The organism is Pyxidicoccus xibeiensis, assembly GCF_024198175.1.
Classification (GTDB): Bacteria; Myxococcota; Myxococcia; order Myxococcales; family Myxococcaceae; genus Myxococcus; species Myxococcus xibeiensis.
The window spans coordinates 858,153-878,117 of the sequence record NZ_JAJVKV010000004.1; the positions used below are offsets into that span (position 1 = coordinate 858,153).

General features: G+C 72.6%; 7 protein-coding genes. 2 read left to right on the plus strand and 5 right to left on the minus strand.

Translation table 11 applies throughout. The annotated features are described in order from the left end of the window. The first annotated feature begins 71 nt into the window (after window positions 1-71). Window positions 72-1,847, plus strand: coding sequence for a methyl-accepting chemotaxis protein (locus tag LXT23_RS21435; protein WP_253982078.1), 1,776 nt, complete (start codon window positions 72-74; stop codon window positions 1,845-1,847). 36 nt (window positions 1,848-1,883) lie between these two features. Here LXT23_RS21435 and LXT23_RS21440 read toward each other — a convergent pair whose 3' ends face one another. Further along, the gene (locus tag LXT23_RS21440) at window positions 1,884-2,738 is read right to left on the minus strand and encodes a serine/threonine-protein kinase (protein ID WP_253982079.1); all 855 of its coding nucleotides are present in this window, start codon (window positions 2,736-2,738) and stop codon (window positions 1,884-1,886) included. A 223-nt stretch (window positions 2,739-2,961) separates the two neighbouring features. Between LXT23_RS21440 and LXT23_RS21445 the strand changes: the two genes are divergently transcribed. Beyond that, window positions 2,962-5,832, plus strand: coding sequence for a serine/threonine-protein kinase (locus tag LXT23_RS21445; RefSeq protein ID WP_253982080.1), 2,871 nt, complete (start codon window positions 2,962-2,964; stop codon window positions 5,830-5,832). A 227-nt stretch (window positions 5,833-6,059) separates the two neighbouring features. Here the strand turns inward: LXT23_RS21445 and LXT23_RS21450 are convergent, their stop codons facing one another. From LXT23_RS21450 to LXT23_RS21465, 4 genes are all read right to left on the minus strand, one after another. Further along, window positions 6,060-6,968: a LysR family transcriptional regulator gene (locus LXT23_RS21450; RefSeq protein WP_253982081.1), complete on the minus strand. Its 909-nt coding sequence runs from the start codon at window positions 6,966-6,968 to the stop codon at window positions 6,060-6,062. 167 nt (window positions 6,969-7,135) lie between these two features. After that, window positions 7,136-9,085 carry a hypothetical protein gene (locus LXT23_RS21455; RefSeq protein WP_253982082.1) on the minus strand — a complete coding sequence of 650 codons (1,950 nt, stop codon included), beginning with the start codon at window positions 9,083-9,085 and terminating at the stop codon, window positions 7,136-7,138. Between the two features lie 247 nt (window positions 9,086-9,332). Next, complete coding sequence (locus tag LXT23_RS21460) at window positions 9,333-15,164, minus strand: RHS repeat-associated core domain-containing protein (protein WP_253982083.1); 5,832 nt, start codon at window positions 15,162-15,164, stop codon at window positions 9,333-9,335. Between the two features lie 186 nt (window positions 15,165-15,350). Beyond that, a complete protein-coding gene (locus tag LXT23_RS21465) occupies window positions 15,351-19,889 on the minus strand; it encodes a hypothetical protein (protein WP_253982084.1) in 4,539 nt (1,512 codons plus the stop codon). Window positions 19,890-19,965 lie beyond the last annotated feature (76 nt).

A 19,965-nucleotide genomic window follows, 5' to 3' on the forward strand; every position in this document is an offset into this window, starting at 1 on the left:
ACCGGGACATTGACGGGGGGCGGGCCAGCCCGCAGGCTGGGGTGACTGCTACCCGGAGACAGCTCTCCCCGATGTCCACCACCTCGCTCCCGTCCCCCGGCGCGCTGTTCCGGCGGCTGTATCTGCCGCGCTCCATCATCACCGCGGTGGCCTTCACCCCCGCGCTCTACGTCGACATGCAGCTGCTCGACCTGGAGGGAGACCACGAGCTGCGCATCTTCCTGGGCGTCATCACCCCGCTGGTGCTGGGGCTGTGCGCCGTGGCGCAGCCGCTGCTCGTGATTCCCTGGCTGCTGCGGCGCGCGATGAGCCAGGAGGGGCCGCTGCGGGTGGAGCGGCTGATCCGCATCCCGGCCCAGCTGGCCTTCGTCGAGGCGATGGTGTCGTGGACGCTGGGCGGCATCCTCTTCAACGGCGGCGTGGCGGTGCTGCTGGACCGGCCGCCGTCGGTGGTGCTGGTGGGCGTGGCGGTGGCGGTGAGCGCGGGGCTGTTCAGCTGCCCGCTGATGTACATGGTGTACGAGCAGGTGATGATGCCCACCGTGCTGGACGCGTACCAGCGCGCCCCCAGCGCGAAGCCCGCGGGGGAAGGCTTCGCCGCGCGCCAGCTCTGGCTGCTGCCGGCCACCGTCGTCTCCGCGCTGCTCGTCACGTGTCTCACCAGCATCGTCACCCTGCACCTGCGCCTGGAGCGCAGCCTGGGCACGCTGGCGGCCGACATCCAGGAGCAGGGAGACGCGGGGGCCGCGCGGCGCGTGCAGGCCACCATCCAGCCGCTCCAGCGAGACCTGGTGATGCCGGTGGTGATGTTCGGAGGCTACGCGGCGCTGGGCTCCATCCTCACCGCGGCCTGGGCGGCCCGCCGGCTGGCGAAGGGCTCGCGGGCGGTGGGCGCGTCGCTGGAGGCGCTGGTGGAGGGCCGCGCCGCGCCGCCGCAGTGGGTGTCCACGGACGAGCTGGGCGACCTGGCGGCGAAGACGTGGCAGCTGTACCAGCGGCTCCAGGAGCTGCCGCGCTCGCTGCGCACGTCGGCGGGGGACCTGGCCCAGGCGGGCACCCGGCTGTCGCAGGCCAGCACCCAGCAGAACCAGACGCTGTCGCGGCAGGCCGCGGCGCTGCACCAGGCCCGCGCCACGGCGCAGGAAATCCAGCAGGCGTCGCTCGTGACGGCGTCGCGCGCCAGCAGCATCCTCCAGGTTGCCGAGCGCGCCGCCTCCGTGGGCAAGCTGGGCGAGGAGTCGCTGGCCGGCACCGAGAAGGGGCTCGCCTCCATCCGCGAAATCGCCGCCGGCCTGCACGACCAGATGACGGACCTGGAGCAGCGCGCCCGCGAGGTGGGCCGCGTGTCCGAGGTGGTGAAGGCGCTGGCGGACCAATCACACATGCTCGCCATCAACGCGGCGATTGAAGCCACGCGCGCGGGCGAGCACGGCAAGGGCTTTGGCGTGGTGGCGCGGCAGATGCGCGACCTGGCGGACCAGTCCATCCAGGCCACCAACCACGTGCGCGGGCTGCTGGAGAACATGGCCTCCGCCACGCACCATGCGACGGTGATGTCGGACCAGGGCGCCGAGGGCGTGGAGAAGGCGCTGGTGCCGCTGCGCACCAGCGGCGAGCGGCTGCGCGAGCTGGCCGCGCTGTCCGTGGAGTCCGCGAGCGCGGTGCGCCAGATTACCGAGGCGATGTCCCAGCAGCACCAGGGTGTGGACCAGCTCTTCGCCGCCGTGCGTGAGCTGGACGAGCTGACCACGGACACCCTGCGCCACCTGGACACCACGCAGCAGGCGGCCACCGCCGTCACCCAGGCGACGGGACAGGTGTCCCGGCTCGCCGAGCGCTACGTCTAGAGGAACGGCCCGCGGCGAGGGCGCTCCGTCCGGGCGCTACGTGTGAGGTGCCGCCTCGTCGTCGGGAGACTCCGGCGGGGCCGGCGCCAGCCGCCCGTCCACGCCCAGCACCGGCGCGCGCAGCAGCACGCCCAGCCGGCCCACCAGCGCGGCCAGGCGCAGCAGCCGCTCGCGAGGCTCCGGCCCGTCCTCCTCGAAGCTGGAGGCGTCCAGGTACGTCAGCTGCACCGAGGCCCGCCCGTGCAGCGCGGCCACGCGGGCTTCACGGGCCACCAGCCGCGCGCGCAGCTCCTCGAGAAAGCGCGTGGCCTGGGCCAGCACCCCGGCGGCCTCGTCCAGCGCGCGCACCCGCGCGTCCGGAGTGCCCGGCGCCTGGGAGTCCCGAGGCGCGGCGGCCTCGAACAGCGAGGCACCGTCCACCACCACTGGCGGCGCGTCCTCGTCCAGCCAGCCCCGGTCCAGCCAGGCCAGCACGGGCAGCAGCTCCGGCGGCGGTACCGCGCCCACGCCGAGCAGCGGCCACGGGCGCCGGTCCGCGCGCGCGGAAGGGGCCGGAGGAAGCGCCCGCAGCGCCTCCAGCGCCCCGGCGTCCAGCACCTCGTCGGCCCGCGCGTGGCCCCAGCGCTCCAGCCGCTCCAGCAGCTCCCGGAAGGGCAGCGCCACCTCCGTGTGCACGCACGACTGGCGCGCGCCCCAGGCCACGAGGCCCTCTCTCACCAGCAGCCGGGCCGCGCGCAGGGCCGCCAGCGCCTCGGCGTGTCGCTCCCGCGCCTCGCGGACCCGGGCCTCCTCCGGTGAAGCGGGAGCCACCTCTTCCAGCACCCGCTTCACGCCGAGCCCCAGCGCCGTCAGCACCAGGCCACCCACCGCGACTGGGATGAAGAAGGGCATTCGGACTCCCGGAGTTCAACCGCTCCTCTAATGAAGCGGGTGTCAGCTTCGCACCCTCCCCGCCCTGCGCGCGATGGGAGTCCGCCCGGCCGGGTGCAGGGGGGACGGGCTGGGGCTCCCATCGGCGCGGTCGATGCGTCACATCGCCACGGCCGATGGCCCCCTCCCCGTCCTCCTTTGGCAACGTGTCCGGCGCAGTTGGAGAAATCCCTCGCCGGTGCCCATGGACTGTCTTTCCGACGACGTCGTACATGCGCTCGTGCGCGGCCAGCTGCCGCGGCCCGAGGCGGACGCGTGCAGCGACCACCTCACCGGTTGCGGCCGCTGCACGCAGGCCTACGTCTCCGCCAGCACGCTGCGGCTGACGCGAGATTTGCACACCCAGGTGTCGTGGGAGGCGCCCGTGCCGCCGCCCCCGCCCAGCCTGCCGCGGGGCGCGCAGCTCGGGCGCTACCTGGTGCTGGAGCGGCTGGGCGTGGGGGGCATGGGCGAGGTGTATGCGGCGTTCGACCCACGGCTGGACCGGCGCGTGGCGCTCAAGCTGCTGCGGCCTCCGAACCAGGGGGACGCGGAGGCCCGGGCCCGCGCGCGCGAGCGGCTGCTGGGCGAGGCGCGCGCCATGGCCCGCCTCAGCCACCCCCACGTGGCGCAGGTGTTCGACGTGGGCGACCTGGAGGGGCGCGTCTTCCTCGCCATGGAGCTGGTGGAGGGCCTCACGCTGGGGGCCTGGCTGCGCGCGGGGCCCCACCCCCGGTCCGAGGTGCTGCGGCTGTTCACCCAGGCGGGCCGGGGGCTGTCGGCCGCGCATGCCGCCGGCATCATCCACCGCGACTTCAAGCCGGAGAACGTGGTGCTGGGCCCCGACGGACGCGCGCGCGTGGTGGACTTCGGCGTGGCCCGCATCGGCGAGGTGGCGCCCCTGCCCGAAGGCGCCCCGCGAGCCGAGGCGCCGCTCGCGCCGCCCGCGTGGGCCGGAGGCGGTGCTGACGAGGCCGTTCAAGGCACACCGGGCTTCATGGCGCCGGAGCAGTACCTCCCCGGCGGGCCGGTGGATGCGCGCGCGGACCAGTTCGCCTTCGCGGCGAGCCTCTACCTGGCGCTGTGCGGGCGCCCCGCCTTCCAGGGACGTACGCCGTCGGACCTGTACCGCGCGGTGCGCCTGGGCAGGGTGGCGCCACCTCCGCCCGAGGCACGCCTGACGTACCCGGTACACCGGGCGCTCTTGCGCGCGCTGCGGCCGGAGCCCGAGCGGCGCTTTGCCTCCATGGACGCGCTGCTCGAGGCGCTGGAGCCGAGCCCCCTGACGCGGAGGCCCCTCGTGGTGGGGGCGGTGATGGCGGGGGTGCTGGGGGTGATGCTCGCCTCGGGGCTGCCGGGCTATCAGGAGGCGCACCGGGCGGCCGCCTGCCGGCGCGAGGCGCGGGTGGAGCTCGACGCGGCCTGGGGCCCGGGCAGGGCCGAGGCGATGGAGCGCGCCTTCCTCGGCTCGGGTGTGCCCTATGCGCGGGAGACGCTGGACTCCACCCGGGCGGCGCTGGATGCGTACGGGCGCGCCTGGGCGGAGCAGCGCGTGGCGGTGTGCACCGTGGGCCAGGCGCACGACGCGGACGCGGCGGTACTGGCGCTGCAGGGGGAGTGCCTTCGCGCCAGGCGTCAGGACCTGGCGGCCCTGGTGGACGTGCTGATGCGGGCGGACACGCGCGTGGTGGAAGCCTCGCGCATGGCGGCCACCGGCCTGCCGGCGCTCGCCTCCTGCATGGACACGAAGGCGCTGCGGAGCTCGGCGCGCGCGGAGGAAGGGACGCGGACGTCGGAGCCCGAGCGCGCGGCGCTCGCGAAGGCTCGGGCGCTCGCGGCGGCGGGGAGACCGTCGGACGGCCTGGCCGAGCTGCTGCCGCTCGCGCCTGAGGCCGGGGCGCTGCTGGTGTCCGCGCGGGACGCGGAGCTGGCCTACGTCACGGGCTACCTGCTGGTGGACACCGGGCGCGAGGACGAGGGCCGTGCCCTGCTCAAGCGCGCCGCGTGGGCCGCGCTCGGCTCGCACGACGACGTGCTGGCGCTCGACATCGTCTCCCACCTCGCGCTGGTGCTGGGCAGCCACCTGGGCGAGACGCGCCAGGCACGTGACTGGTTCGAGCTGGGCCGGACGCTGCTCGCACGGCGGCCGGGCGCGGATGCCCAGGCCACGGCGCTGTTCCGGGCAGGCGGCCGCATCGACTTCATGGCGGGCCGCCTCCAGGAGGCCGAGGGCTGGATGCGCGAGGCGCTGGCGCGCGCGGTGCGTGCCCACGGCGAGGGCTCGCTGCAGGCCGCGGAGCGACGGGCGGAGCTCGCATACGCGCTGGCCGGACAGGGCCGCTTCGAGGAAGCAGTGGCCGAGCGCCAGCTGGCGGTGGCGGTGCTGGAGCGCACCTTCGGCGCGTCGCACCCGCGCGTGGGCTACGTGCTTCGCGGCCTGGCCTTCGCGCTCAACCGACAGGGGAAGGCCGAGGAGGCGCTCGTCAGCGCGCAGCAGGCGCTCACGCTCATCGAGGCCGCGCACACGCCGCGCCATGCCGTGGTGGGGGCCGCGCGCAACACGGTGGCGGAGGTGCTGGTGGAGCTGGGGCGCACGGACGAGGCGCGCGCCATGGCGGAGCGCGCGGTGGCCGCCACCCGCGAGGCTGAAGGAGAGTCGCACCCCGGCGTGGCCATTCCCCTGACGACGCTCGGCCTCGCGCAGCTCCAGGCAGGACGCGCGGCCGAGGCGGAGCGGACGCTGCGTGAGGCGCTGCGGCTGTGCGAGGCCCTGCCGGAAGACCACCCCAATCGCTCAGACGTGCTGGAGGCGCTCGGCGAGGCTCGGCGGGCGCTGGGCCAGGGGCGGGAGGCGGTGGCCGCGCTGGAGGCGGCGCTGCGGCTCCGCGAGGCGGTGGTGCACCAGGGGCCCGAGCTCGCCACCACGCGCTTCCACCTGGCGAGGGCACTGCACGCGACGGGCGGCACGGCGGAGCGCACGCGGGCCCTGGCACTCGCCCGGCAGGCCGCACCGGAGCTCACGGGCGCGAGGGTGCGCGGCGAGCTCGCCGCGTGGCTCGCGCGCGCCGCTCCCTGAGGCCCGGGAGCGCGGCCGCATGAGCCCGCCGGGAGTCATGCCCGGTCGGAAGGAACGTTCATTCCACGCCTGGGTCCGGGCCGGGCGGGCCGCGGGGCGGAAGGAACGCTCCTTCCACGCCTGGGTCCGGGCCAGGCGGGCCGCGCGGCGGAAGGAACGCTCCTTCCACTCTCCAGGGTGGCTCGGGCCGAGCAGCTCGGCTGGGAAGGACCCTCACGCGTCTTGCATCAGCCCGTGGCCAGCTCGGCCTCGAGCTTGTGCCCGTGCTCGACCAGCGCGTCCTTCAGTCGGCGCGCGGCGCGGGTGCGGTGCCCATCCGAGTGGTAGACGAGGGTGATGGTGTCCTCGAAGAAGGGCAGCGAGGGGTGCAGCCGGCGCAGGCGGCCCTGCTGCCAGTAGGCGGCCACCCGGCGCGGCAGCAACGCCACGCCCAGCCCGGAGAGCGAGAGGCTCTTCACCAGCTCCAGGTCACCGCACGGCAGCAGTCGCTCGGGCAGCAACCCGCGCGCCGCCAGTCGCTCCAGCAGCTCCTGGCACTGGAGCACCCTCGGCGCGTAGATGAGCGGCCCTTCCGCCAGGCGCGCATGCGCACCGTCCTCGTCACCCTCCGGGGGCGCGCCCTCGGCCGCCACGAAGACATCCATGGCGTCATGGAAGAGCGGCACGAAGACCAGGTCCGGGTGGGGGCGAGGATTGACCACCAGCCCGAAGTGCACCTTGCGCTCGACCACCGCGTCGCGCACCCCGCTGGAGGTCCCGTTCCACAGCGTGAGGGAGATTCGCGGCGCGGCCCGCAGGAAGGCGGGCAGGAACGACGGGAGGAAGTACGCGCCGAGCGACTCGTGACACCCGAGGACGAAGTTGCCCACCTCCTCGTCCTGGAGCGCGCGAATCTCCTGCTCGGCCTGGTCGAGCTGGGCGTGCACGGCCGCGGCATGCCGCCGCAGCGCCTCGCCCGTGGCGGTGAGCTGGATGCCCGCCCGCCCGCGCAACAGCAGCTTGGTGCCGAGCCGCTTCTCCATCTGCTGGATGGCGGCCGTGAGCGTCGGCTGGGTGATGCCAAGCACGTGGGCGGCGGCGGTGATGCTGCCCGCCTCGGCCACCGCCTGGAAGTAGCGCAGATGCGTCAAGTCCATGAACATCACCCGGGGTGGGCCCTCAGGGGCCGCCCTGTGAAGGGAGCATATGGCGCGGCCGACCGCCAGGGCGGGGCCATAGACGCCTTCTATGCGTGGTATCGCCCGGGTGACAGGCCGCCGGCGCGGGCGCCCCCTTCAAGACCGCCCGCGCCGACGAAAGGGCCCTACTCCACCGCGCCCAGCGTCCTCAGGCTCCGCCGCTCGGAGACGACGAGCCTGTCGGGCCGGTTGAAGTCGAGCGACACCTGGTAGTGCGGCACGAACTCGGGCGGCACCTCCGCCGGGAGTGGCAGGGCCGCGCCCTTCAGCAGCGAGCCCGCCAGCGGCGCGAAGGTGGCGAGGTCCAGCGGCACCGCGGCGTCCGTCAGGACGTTCTGCGCGCCCTCGACGTGGTGGCCCACGTTGCCACCGGGGTAGAGAATCTTCTCGTCCTCCGGGAGCGGGCGCTGGCCGTAGCCGGGGTTGGTGCTGCTGCTGTCCAGGTCCTGCACGTCCCAGCCGGTGGTGATGAAGTTGCGCCCGAGCAGCATCCGGTCCGCGCGCCAGCGCGTCAGCTCGAAGTCCGAGCGCGGGCTGCCCGCGGTGCGCGAGGAGAGCACCACCACGTTGTTGTACGCGCGCATCTGCGGCCACTGCTCCGCCACCGGCTGCGTCATCGGCCCCCAGTTCTTGGGCGGGCCGCCGTTGATGGGAGGCGCCACGAAGTACAGCACGCCGTCGATGAGCTGCGCCTCCTCGCCATAGTAGTAGTCGCCATTGTCCGAGCAGCAGTCGAGCAGGCGCACCGTGCTCGTGTCCTGCGGGTCCGTCCGGGCCACCAGGGTGTTGTAATAGAAGTAGAGCCGCCCCGGCCGGCGGTCCAGCGGGCTGTTGTCGAAGCCGTAGTGGATGGGGTTGGACGGCGCGTCCGGCCCGTGCAGGTCGAAGATGTTCCCGTAGACGTAGCTGGCCTGGTACCCCAGCCAGTTGAGCGGCTGCAGGGCGTCCACCACGGGGAGCTGCGCGGGAGGCAGCGCCTCACGGTAGCGCGCGTACTGCCAGGGCGCGATGAGCTCGATGTGGTCCTCGAGCTCCACCATGTCCAGCGAGCGCGCGCCGTTCTCGAAGTAGTTGTAGCGGACCACGTCGCCCGCGGTGCGCATCTTCAGGCAGTTGCCGCCCGAGCCGGGCACCGGGCTGCGAAAGGCGTTGTACTGCACCACGAAGTCGGTGCCCTGCAGGTAGGCCTGGTGCCGGTTGTACGTGTCCGTGAGCGCGTTCTCGAAGAACACGTTCCCCTCGACGAGCACGTCGCGGACCATGTGGTTCTCCTCGTAGGACTGGCTCGCGGTGAAGATGCCGTTGGGGTTGTGGGTGAAGAAGTTGCCCCGAATCACCACGTTGCGCGCCCGCTGCAGCCGCACGGCGGCGGCGCTCTCGTCATAGGTGCGCTCCGCGCCGTCCCAGTCCTTGAACTTCGTCAGGTCCGCCCGCCGGTAGGGCGCGCGCACCATGCCCTGGAGCTGCAGTCCCTCCACGTGCACGTGCTCCACGCGCTCGCCGTACTTGGGGGCCCAGATGACGATGATGCCGCGCTGCTGGAGGCTCCAGCTCTGGTAGGTGCCGAAGAGCGCCCCGAGCTGCGGGCGCGTGGTGGCGCCGTCCCCGTCGAGCACCGGCCTGGCGCCCTCGCGCCCGGGCACGCCGCACACGCGCAAAGGCTGCGCCTGCGTGCCGCTGCGAGCGATGATGACCTTCTCGCGGTAGGGCTCCGGCCGCCAGTGGATGCGCACCGTGTCCCCGGGCCCCAGCGCCTCCCACGGCACGTCGCCCACGTTCGCATAGGCCTGGTTGGGCCCCACCTCGTACGCCTTGCCGCTGCCCCGGTGTGTGCAGTCCACCTTCCCCGGCGCGTCGGACACCGCGATGGCGGGCGCGTCGACCTGCGCTTCCGGCGTGGGCTCACCGCCAGGGCGGACCTCGCCCCCACCGCAGGCGAGCACCGACAGCGTCAGCGCGCCCCAGGCCAGCAGCGGCGTGCCCGTACGGCGCCGGACCCACGCCTGCCACGGCGCGCGTGTGTCCCTGTCATTCCACGTTCCCTGCTGCTTCATCGCGTATCTCATGTCGTTCATGGTTCCTCGGCCGCGCGCATGCCCCGGCGCGCGGCCGGCGCCCGGTGTTCACGGGCGCCGCCGCACGCCCGTGACAGGCGGCAGGTCGGTAGAGGTCCTCACGACAGGAAGCGCGTTCCCGCACACCCACCGCCGGCCCGACGGCTGCGTCGAGAGGACATGTCTAGATTCATCCACCCCCGGCGAGAGCGCAAACGCGCGGGGGCAATGCCATCCATCGGAATGGCCAATGGATGGCAACGGTACTTCAGTGACCACCCGTGATGACGTTGGTGACGTTGGGATTGCGCAGGAGGGCCGGGTACTCCACCGTGTTGAAGATGCTCCCCTTCGAGGCGCCCTCCACGAAGCCGATGGACACTCCCGAGGCACCGTTGGCGAAGCGCTCCGACAGGGTCTTCCACAGCTCCAGGGACTGGGTGGGTGACAGCGGGCTCCCCTTCGCGAAGAGGTGCTTGTCATCCAGCCATTTGCCTCCCGGGGTCAGCTCCAGCGTCGTCTTGCCCGGGTGCTCGGCCACGAAGGACTCCGCCCGTGCCCGGGCGCCAGGGGCCGAGTAGAACACCGCCCCGTTCCGGGGGCTGGAGACGTTCACCTTGCCCACCTTGTGCTGGTAGTACTTGAAGGTCGCCGTGTTCTTCGCGAGGAGGGCCTCGAAGTGCACGACGGCGGCGGAGCGCTTCACCGCCACCGCGGCCCGGCTCAGGCTCGGGAGCGCCACGGCCCCCGCGGCCTTGCCGACCTTGGGGCCGGCCACCATCATGGCCGCGTCGAACGTCCCGCGCCCCGCGAAGGCGGCGACCTTCTCTCCGTCACCGCTCTTGACGGCGCTGCCCACCTCCATGGCGCCGCGCACCACCGACACCACCAGGCCCACCGCTTGAGGGACGGGCTGGGCCATGAACATCGTCACGGCGTGCTTCTTGCCCGCGTCCGCCACCTCGCTCCAGCGGCCCCCGAGCACCGCGCTGCCGACGCGGACCGGTGACGCGGCGAGGCTGCCCAGCCCCTGGGCGGTCTCCTTCCCCCGGTTGATGAAGCTCTTGCCGAACGAGCTCGCCACCTGGGTCAGCGTCGGCAGCCGCCCGTCCCGGTCGATGAAGAGGGACGGGTTGTTGCGGGCGTACCCGTAGAGGTTGCAGTCCAGCGGCGAGTCCGCGCACGGCTCCAGCGACGAGAGCATGAGCGGGTCCGGCGTGTGGAAGCGCCCCAGGTACGGGTCGTAGTCGCGCACGCCCATGCGCACCGTGCCCAGGTCCGAGTCGTAGCCCCGCTCGGCGTAGTCCAGGGCCGCGCTCACGGCGGTGCCGGTGTCGCGCACCCCGTACGGCGTGGCCACGTTGAGCGCCGTGCCGTCATGCAGCACGGTGCCGCGGCTGTCGGTGAGGACGGAGCGGAACACGCCGTTCTCGATGACGCCGACGATGTGGCCCTCAATCGAGTACGGCACCACCACCGAGGTGGCCGTCACGTAGGCGCCCGCGACGTAGGCCGCCACCGGCACGCCGCTCTCCCGCTTCACCAGGCGCTGACCGTCCTCGTCGTAGACGAAGCGCCAGGACCGGGTGCCCCGCTCCGCGCGCTCCAGGTGTCCATCCGGGCCGTAGCCCAGGACGAGGTCCCCCTTGCGGACGACGCGGCCCTGCTCGTCGTACACATAGGGGACGCCCGCCGCCGGCCCGCCGGGGCCCGTGCCGGACACGCCGCGCAGCCCCGCGACGTCGCCCACCGCCGTCATCAGCCCGGCGGCGTCGTACGAGTACAGGGCGGACGCACCGGCGCTGGCGCTGCCCGCGACGCTGTCGGTGCTGGAGGTGAGGAAGCGCCGCTCGTCGTAGCCGTAGGTCAGCGTCCGCGCCGCGCCGTCCACCGCCACCGTCTCCGCGTCCAGCAGCGCCCGGTCGCTCCAGTCCCACCGCACGCCGCGCGTGAGCCCCGTCCGGGAGAGCGTGTAGCCACTCACCCGCTCCGTCTGGGGCTCGAATACGTACGTCAGCGTCTCTCCGCCCCGCAGCGACGCGGAGGCCAGCCGCCCCTCGGCGTCGTAGCCGAAGCGGGCCAGGCCGACCGCGTTCAGCGACACCTGCTCCAGCCGCCCCACCGCGTCGTACGCGTCCTCCTTGTGGAAGCGCGTCACCTCCGCGCCGCCGGCGTCGCGCACCACCCACGTCTGCCCGCGGGGCGAGCCGTCGTCGTGGTACGTGTGCTCCTGCTGCACGCTGCGCCAGCCGGGCACCGTCACCGTCGTCGTCTGGACGCGGCCGTCCCGGCGGTAGACGCTCCGCTTCTCGTAGCCGTCGCCGCGCACCCGCGACAGGAAGCCGAGCTGCCCGGGCACCGTGGCCTCGCCCGGGATGACGCCGTCGTAGTCGTACCGGTACGTGCGCGTGGCACCGGTGGCCACCTGCATGTACGTCTCCACCGTGGGCCGGCCCTTCGCGTCCAGCGTGCGCGCCAGCCGGCGCTCCACCCCGCCCGAGGGCGTGAGGAAGTCCTTGCCGACGAGCAGGCCCGTCGCGGCGTCGTAGCGGAAGACGGTCTCCCCCACCCCCGGGCGGCTCACCCGCGCGAGCCGGCCGTAGGCGTCGAAGCGCTGCGTCTGGCGCTGCCCCCCGGGCAGGCCCACGGCCACCTTGCGTCCCAGCGCGTCGTAGCTGGCGGAGGTGACGTGGCCCTCGGTGTCCCTGGCCCAGAGGAGCTGTCCCTCCTCGTCGAAGGCCTCGAGCAACGGCGGCCGGGCATTCTCCGTGGTGACGACCACCAGCGCCTGCTCCCGCACGGAGCGCGTCGTGGCCAGCCGGCGCGTGACGCCCGTCTGCAGCAGGTCCTGCTCCAGGTGCTCTCCCCCGCCGCCGTCCGTCAGCGCGAAGGACAGCTCGCTCGCGCCTCGCAGCAGGTCCGCGTAGGTGAGCAGCTCGGGCCGCGCGTCGGCGCCGAGCGAGGCGCGCCGGTACGTCCGCGTCTCGCCCTGGGCGCGGCGGACGCGGCTCAGCTCGGAGGTGGCCCAGCCCAGCGGCGTCCAGCGGAGGCTGAGGGACTCATGCCCGAAGGCCGTCTGCAGCGAGAGGATGTCGCGCGTGGAGGCGGCATTCACCCGCGTGGCCGTCCTCAGCCGCGCCGGCTTCGCCTCCGTGGCATACGCATAGGTGTATGCGACGAGCGGCTGGAGCTCGGTGCCACCCGCCAGGTCGTCCCACTGCTTCGAGAGCCGCTCCAGCCCGTCGTAGCGGAAGAACGTGGAGTGGCTCACGCCGCCGCCGCGCTCCGTGCGCAGCCCCAGCAGCTGGTCGCTCACGCCGTCGCGCGCGAGGACGTGGGTGACCACGCCCTCCGGCCCCACGAGGCGGGACAGGAGCCCCGTTGCGTTGTCCCAGGTGAGCTCGGTGGCGCCATGTCCCGGGACGCTGACGCGCGTCAGCCGTCCGGCCGTGTCGTGCGAGAGCTCCTGGAGGACGAGCGCGCCGTCAGGGCCCGGCGCGGTGGCCTTCTTCATCCGTCCCAGGGCGTCGTACGTGAGGGACAGCTCGTAGGCGAAGTCCAGCGAGGCGTCGGCGTGGGTGCCCGCGAGGCGCTGGGTGGCCGGCAGGCAGTGCAGCTCCGCGTCCAGTCCGGACGGCGAGGCCAGGGTGGTGCGCGTCTCCAGGACGCCATGGCGCGAGGTGTCCCGGACATGGGTGGGACAGGTGCCCCGGGCGTAGGCCAGGTACTCCGTGGTGGAGGAGAAGGGGCTGGCGCCGGCGGGCCCCGACACGCCCTTCGTCTGCGTGCGCGGCCGCAGCAGCCGCAGGCCCTGGTGGAGCACCTCCTCGTAGGTGGAGGCGCTGAAGTGCTCCACGGGGTTGCGCGCATCCGTCTTCCGGCTGGAGAGGACGAGCCCGGAGACGTCGTCGTCGTGGTGCAGCGTCAGCGTCTCGGAGGCCAGCGGGCCGGTGCGAGCCACCGTGCCGAAGCCCACCAGGTGCTTGCCCAGCGAGTGCACCCGGGGCTGGCCGTAGTCGTAGGTATGGGTGAGGGCCTCGTCTCCCGAGGACGTGACGGTGAGGGCCTGGAGGACGACGGGCCGCTGGTGGAGGCCCTTAGCGGGCGCCGCACGCGCGTAGTCGAAGCGGGCCACGGTGCCCGCGCCGTCATCCGCCGACAGCATCAGCCCCACCGAGGGCCGCGTCAGCCGCAGCGCCCGCGCGTGCCCGCCGGACACCGTGAGCAGCTCCTCCTCACCCGAGCCTGACAGCGTCAGCGACAGCGGCAGCAGCGCCCCCGCCGTCAGCTGGGTGAGGCCGGGGACGGCCACCTGGCGGAACTCATCACCCCGGTTGATGAAGAAGAGCGTCGTCCCGTTGCGGGTGAGGACGATGTCCGCCAGGCCGTCCCGGTTGGCGTCGAGGAAGGAGAAGGACGCGTTGTCGAACGCCTGGAAGGCGGTGCCGTTCGCGAGCCGGAAGGACGGCTGGCTGCCGCTCGGCTCGAAGCGCCGCCCGCCCATGCCGCTCCACACCACCACGCCCGAGCCATGCGCGGCCAGCAGGTCGGCCACGCCGTCTCCGTTGAGGTCATGCACCCAGGCCGACAGCGCGCTGATGCCCGGCGTGAGGCTGGCCCCGGGCTCCTTCACCCAGCCGCCCATGTCGCTGGAGCTGGAGGCCACCTCGTAGCCGCCACTGAAGACGCGCAGCAGGTCCGGGCGCCCGTCGCGGTCCAGGTCCACCAGGCGCGTGCGCGCGTCCAGCTGCCAGCCGCCGGGGAAGCTGCCCAGCGACAGCTGCTGGCCGGCGCGGTCGCAGACGCGGACCTCCGTCATCGCCCCCACCGGGGCCACCACCACCACCCGGGGCTCGTCCACCCCGGCGCTGGTGCGCGCCAGCACCCGGGGCGGGTTGGCCGCGGAGGGCGCGCGGCGGCAGAGCGGGTCCTCGCTTCCGGTGGGCGCGGGCAGCGGCTCGAAGGCGAACTGGCCCGGCGCCGTCTGCCGCAGCAGCACGTTCTCCCGGTGGTGCTCGAAGTCCACCAGTCCGTCCGCGTCCACGTCGGTGGCCGTCATCACCGAGGGCAAGAGGCCACCGGCGCCCGCGCTCGTCAGGTACGGGTCCAGGCCCGGCAGCGGCTCCACCGCCGCGCCCGCCAGCCACGCGCCGTCCTCGTCATAGGTGTAGCGCACCGCCGGCGCGCGCTCTCCGCCGCGCAGCACCGTCTCCACCTGCGTGAGGTAGAAGGCCGGCCCCAGCGTGGCCTGCGTGTGGTGCAGCACGTACGTGGAGCGCAGCTGGTACTCCGTCCCCACCAGGGCCTTCACGCGCACCTCGCGCACGCGCTGGTCCAGCACCTGCCGGAGGCCCGCCCGGTAGTCGCTCAGCGGCGTGGCGAGCGGCTCGTGGACGTACTCCACCTCGTACTGCCGGGGCATCGTGCCGAGCCCGCCGTAGCGCACGCGCGACAGGAAGGGCCGGCCGGAGGCATTGCGGACATACGTCAGCTCCGTCCGCGCGCCGTTCACGTCGCTGACGTCGGACAGGTACCAGGCGTAGGTGCCGCGCGGGTTCGTCACGCTGTCGGAGGGGAGGAAGCGGTACGTCACGCCCTCGCCCGTCACCGCGCGCAGGCCGCCGGACGCCTCCAGCACCACGCGCACGGACCGGTCTCCGCTCGCGGGGTAGTAGGCGCCGTCGCTCCCCTTGCGCAGCACGCCCCAGGGCCCCGTCAGGTCGTCGTCGGCGTAGTCCACCTCGCCCAGGGCGCGGTAGCGCCGCACGCTCAGCGCGACGTCCCAGCCCGCGCCCCACTCCGTCAGCCCCGTGTCCGCCGAGTAGCCGGGCAGCACGCCCACCTGCGGCGCGCCGCGCTCCGCCGGGAGGCTGCCGGGCAGCGACAGCGCGAAGGCCCCGCGGTGCAGCTCCGACGGACCGAACGCCAACCCCGACAGCGAGCCCGCCAGCGACGCGCGCGTGGGCCCCGCGAGGCTCGGCGGCTGCACCAGCCGGTCCTGGAAGGGCTGCTGCGCATGGGCCGGACCGCTCATCCCCAGGACACACGCCACCGCCGCCAGCGCGCTTCCCAGCCTGGACTTCCACTTCCCTGAATCCATCTCCGCTGCTCCTCTGAAAGAGGCGGCGACAGTGCCCCGGAGCCCGGTGCGTCCGCCAAGAGCCTGGGTCGATGGCTGCCATTGCCCGCGGCGTGGTCAGACGGCGGAAACGACAACGGAGGCCCGCCGGTTCACCGACGGGCCTCCGCGATTCTGTTGCAGGTGACTGCGATGAGAGCCTTCGTGCTACGGCGCCGTCACCCCGGGAGGCGGCTGCGTGAGGCCCTGGCAGACGGGGACTCCCGCCGGGGTGAAGTTGCGCTTGGAGTCCAGCTCCATCACCACCACGAACTCCTTCGCCTGCGCCAGGCCCGTGCCGTAGGTGGGGTCGTTCCAGCCGCCCTTCCCGACGGTCAGCTGGACCCGGGTGAAGTCGAGGTGGAAGGTGCCGAACGGAGACAGCCCCAGCGGGCGGGACGGGTCATAGACCTTGGAGGTGAGCACCGTGTTGGCCGCGCCAGTCAGGCCATAGAACACGCTGCCGCCCACCGTCCGGAAGGGAGAGTCGGCCTCGAGCTGGTATTGCAGCTCGCCCACCTCCGTCAGGAACGACTGCTGCCGGGGCGCGTAGCCGCTGAGGAGCCGGCCCAGCGCGTTCATGTGGTCCGCCTGGGGATATGCCGCGCCACTGTCGGAGCCGAAGTAGAACCCGATGCGCCGGATGACCGGCGTGCTCTCGTTGCACGGCAGCATCCCCTGCGGCGACAGGCTCGCGTAGATGTCCTCCGGGGTGATGGTGACGGGGGCCAGGCCCTGGTCGTCGACCGCGTCCCAGAAGAGCGCCGCACGCACCCCGTCCACGGTGCTGGAGGAGGAGCCGAAGAAGGTGCCGAGCGGGTTGGGCTCGAAGAGGCCCGGCCGGGGGAAGCTGACGCGGACGAAGTAGCCGTCCTGGCCGTCCGGCACGTTCCCGAAGGGCGCATCGGTGAAGCCCAGCATCAGCTCGCTCACCACCGTGGTGGCGGGGGTGACCAGGTCGAGCACGGCCTGATCGACGGGCATGGTGTTGGACAGCTCGCCCAGCGCCTTCTTGAAGACGGAGTCCTGCGGCTGGCCGAGCTTCTGCGCCAGGTGCCGGGGGTACCAGATGCGGAGCGCCGGCAGCAGGTACTCCTGCGTGCGCCGCATGAGCTCCGTGGACTTCTCGCGCAGGTAGAGGCCGTCCATGTCGCGCACCATCTGGTCGATGATGAGCTCGTGGAGCTTCGCGCCCTGCTCTCCGGCGTGGATGTCGAAGTCCATCGCCTGGAGCTCGAGCTGGATGAGGACGAGCTTGCGCTCCAGGTCCTGGAGCTCGACGGCGCGCTCGATGCTCACTATCTCCTTCTCGAGGAAGCTATCGAAGAGCGTGGTGAGCGGCTCGGGGAGCGTGCCGAGGGTGACGCCCGCCGGCGCCAGCTTCTCGGACAGCTTCTGGTTGGCCTCTTTCCGCAGCAGGCTCGACTCGCTGCTCAGCAGGCGGCCCTGGTTCACGTAGTTCCCGACCTGGAAGCGCTGCGCGGTCAGCACCTCGGACATGGCAATGATGACATACGGGGCCACGGCACCGACGGTCGTCACGGTGTTGACGGTCACCTTGAGCCGGCCCACCGTGTTGGGCGTCGCGCACGTCCGGTCGTTGACGACGAAGACGACCCGGGAGTTGCCCGGCGCGAAGACGGTGGTCGCGGGCGCGCGCACCACCTGGTAGTCGGTGACCTTGTTCGTCGCGTTGTCGATGACGACCGCGAGCAGCGCGCCCACGGGTGCTTCCTTGAAGGGGGTGTCCTTCAGGCGGAGCCCCAGCGCGAACGCGGCCGACGCCCGCTGGCTGTCCTCGTTGCTATGGCCAAGGCCCTTGGACCACTCGACGCCGGCATGGGCCTCGAGGCATGCCTTGGCCTCGACGCCTCCCGCCTCGCCGATGGGCCCGCTCCCGACGCAGACCTCGGACCTCACGCTGACGCCGGCGGACAGGACGCGGGAGTCCGTGGTGGACCTCGCCTGGTAGGTGTCGTCGGAGAAGGTCAGGGAGTAGCCCTCGGGACCGATGAGGGCCTCGCTCGCACCCGCCACCGGGGTGTTGCCACCGGAGGGTTTGAGGAACGACGCCGAGCGCAGGGCACAGGTGGGCGCCCACCGGCTCGCGGGGTCGACCAGCACCGACAGGAACCGCCCGGCGGGGAGCTGCACCGTCGGACCGACGCCGAGCTGGGTGAGGTCGGGGGCGCCGGTGCCCGGGTAGCGGGCGTCTCCGCCGGAGACGAAGAAGGTCTGACTGTCGGCGAGGTCGACGAACTCGTTCTGGCTCAGCGAGCCTTCGATGCGGGTCAGCGCGTCCGTGAGGGTGCCGAAGCGCACCTCCTCGGCGGCGGCGCTGGCCGTCAGGCCGTTGCGGTCGGCGGTGAGGAACTCGTGCTCCTGGGTCTTCTGCTCACGCTGCTTCCGGAGACGCTCCAGGTTGCCCGCCTCCGACGTCTGTCCAATCAGCTCCCGGGCGAAGGCGATGATGTCCGCGCTGAACCGGTCGCGCTTCTGGATGAGCTGCTGGTTCTGCTGCGACATCAGCTGGACCAGCTCGTCCCGCAGTCCCTCGTGCTGGCCCGTGCGCAGCAGCGTGGGGCTGGAGACGAAGACGCCCTCGACCTGGTACTGGTGGTAGCGCTGGCCGGCGTCCAGGATGAGCTGCACGAGCGGCCGCGCCGCGGGCCGGACGCCGTCGAGGTTGGGGCTGGCGGAGGTGACCTCCGGCAGGGCCATCCACATCGCCACGTCCCACAGCCCTCCCTGCTCCGCGAGCTTCGCGAACACGGGGCGCCAGCCGGACAGGTCCGTGGTGGCGCCCGCGAGCGCCGCCGCGAACTCGGCGTTGGGGGCGGCCTTCAGCCCCGCGAGCAGACGGTACGTCTGGCTGAGCGGCGTGGACTCCGAGCGGCAGTCGCGCAGGGAGCAGGAGAAGTCGTGGAACGTCGAGAGCTCATCCAGCCGGGTGGCGAGAGGCTGCAGGGCGTCCCCGAGCATCGCGTTGAGCACGTCCCCATCCGTGGGCACGGACGTGATTGCCGTGCCACGCCACACGGCGCTCACCGGGGTGAACAGGCCCAGGGCGAGCTCCTGGGCGGCCTTGTGCGCCTGCGTGCGGCCCTTGGACAGCTCCGTGACGAGCACGTTGCCGTCGGTGCCGTCCAGGGCGGAGATGAACGGTGCGGTGAGGGCGTAGCGCTTGTCCCATTGCTCGTTCCACCGCTCCAGCAGCTTCGTCAGCCGCGTGGCATTCAGCGCCTCTTTCTGGTCCGAAGTCAGCCGCGGGTCCGACGCCCGCAGGAGGACGGAGTTGTACTCGGTCGAGTCGAGCGACCAGAGCTGCCTCGAGAGCTTCTCCAGGCGGGCGGCCTTCACGGTGTTCGCCTCGATGCCCTGGGGAGGCGTGGGGATGTTGAGCTGCTTCTCCCACAGCCGTCCGTAGAGCTCCTGCACCTCGTCGAAGTAGTGCGGCGCCGTGGGGGTCGCCGGCTGGCATGCGTTGAAGTGCGCGGGGAACTCGATGGGGCGCACGTTGAGCGTCAGCACCTCGAGGCACTCCTGGAGCTCCGCCGCCACCAGCGAGACCGCCTTGACGTGCGTGCTCAGCAGCCGCGCGCAGCGCTGCAGGGAGGCGGCGACGTCCGGGCGCGCCGACTTGAAGGCATTGCAGGTGGCGAGGGTGGTGCCGCAAGCGGGGACCAGGGAGTTGTAGGTGTGGTACCTCGCCCGGGCATCCGCGCGGTCGGCGTCACTGAGGCTGCCGCCGTGAAATTCGTACATCATCATCATGGTGCGGCGGATGGCGTTCAGGGCATCCGTGCGGGTGGCGGGGACGCTCTGCTCCGAGCTCTTCAGCGTGGAGTAGCGCAGGGCCGGGTTGCCGCTCAGCGCTTCGCCGGTGGTGCAGGAGGGGGCGAAGCTCCCCTCATGGAGGACCTTGGCCGGCACCACGCTCCGCAGGCCGTTCAGCGACAGCCCCACGGCCGAGTACAGCGGCGTCGGCTTCGCGGCGCAGGTGTCGTTCTGACAGCTGTTCGCCGCCTGGCAGCCGCACACCGCCAGGCTGGTGGCGTGCTTCGCGCGCGGCACATTGACCTTGAACGAGCACGTCGCCTTGCCGTTGCCCAGGTCGACCAGGCTCAGCGAGTTGGGCACGGCCGTCACGAGGTGGAGGAACTGGCCCGCGGGTGACAGCCCGTGCGCCTGCTGCTCCGTGGTGATGAGGTCCTTGCGGCGCTGCACCTCGGGGCTGACCTTGGCGTTGCAGTTGGCCTGCGTCTTCGGCCAGTCCTCCACGAAATCGCAGTTGCCCAGGCTCTCGCAGACCTTGCGCATCTCCACCGGGATGGTGAAGCTGGGTGTCACCACCGCCAGCACCGGGTCCATGCCGTTCTTCCAGCTGGTGCAGGACGCGGCGGTCTTGCAGCCACACTCGGACAGGCTGACGCAGGACTCGTTCTCCCGGTACACCCACGCGCCGTCACACCGGTTGTTGTCGTTGGAGTCGGACCACTCGCTCAGGGTCGGCATGGCTCCGGTGGCGGGCATGGCCCCCCGGGTACAGACCGCGGGCTCGCTCAGCGCCTGGGGCTCCGCCTCCCCCTGCTCCAGGCCTCGAGCGTCCATTCCCTCCATGCCATCCACTCCGCAGGCCCCGAGGACCAGCGCGAACATGGCCATTCCCACCGTCAGGCCCCGGCTGGCTCCCGACGTGCTTCTCATCAAAGGTCTCAAGCGTGTCTTCCCTTGCTCATCACGACGCATCCATGCGTCGAGCGCGGGGAGCACCATGCGCGAA

What these genes read in the sequence shown, in the direction of transcription:
- LXT23_RS21435 (WP_253982078.1), top strand. Translation starts at nt 72, where the DNA reads ATGTCCACCACCTCGCTCCCGTCCCCCGGCGCGCTGTTCCGGCGGCTG.
- LXT23_RS21440 (WP_253982079.1), bottom strand. Translation starts at nt 2,738, where the DNA reads ATGCCCTTCTTCATCCCAGTCGCGGTGGGTGGCCTGGTGCTGACGGCG.
- LXT23_RS21445 (WP_253982080.1), top strand. Translation starts at nt 2,962, where the DNA reads ATGGACTGTCTTTCCGACGACGTCGTACATGCGCTCGTGCGCGGCCAG.
- LXT23_RS21450 (WP_253982081.1), bottom strand. Translation starts at nt 6,968, where the DNA reads ATGGACTTGACGCATCTGCGCTACTTCCAGGCGGTGGCCGAGGCGGGC.
- LXT23_RS21455 (WP_253982082.1), bottom strand. Translation starts at nt 9,085, where the DNA reads ATGAACGACATGAGATACGCGATGAAGCAGCAGGGAACGTGGAATGAC.
- LXT23_RS21460 (WP_253982083.1), bottom strand. Translation starts at nt 15,164, where the DNA reads ATGGATTCAGGGAAGTGGAAGTCCAGGCTGGGAAGCGCGCTGGCGGCG.
- LXT23_RS21465 (WP_253982084.1), bottom strand. Translation starts at nt 19,889, where the DNA reads ATGAGAAGCACGTCGGGAGCCAGCCGGGGCCTGACGGTGGGAATGGCC.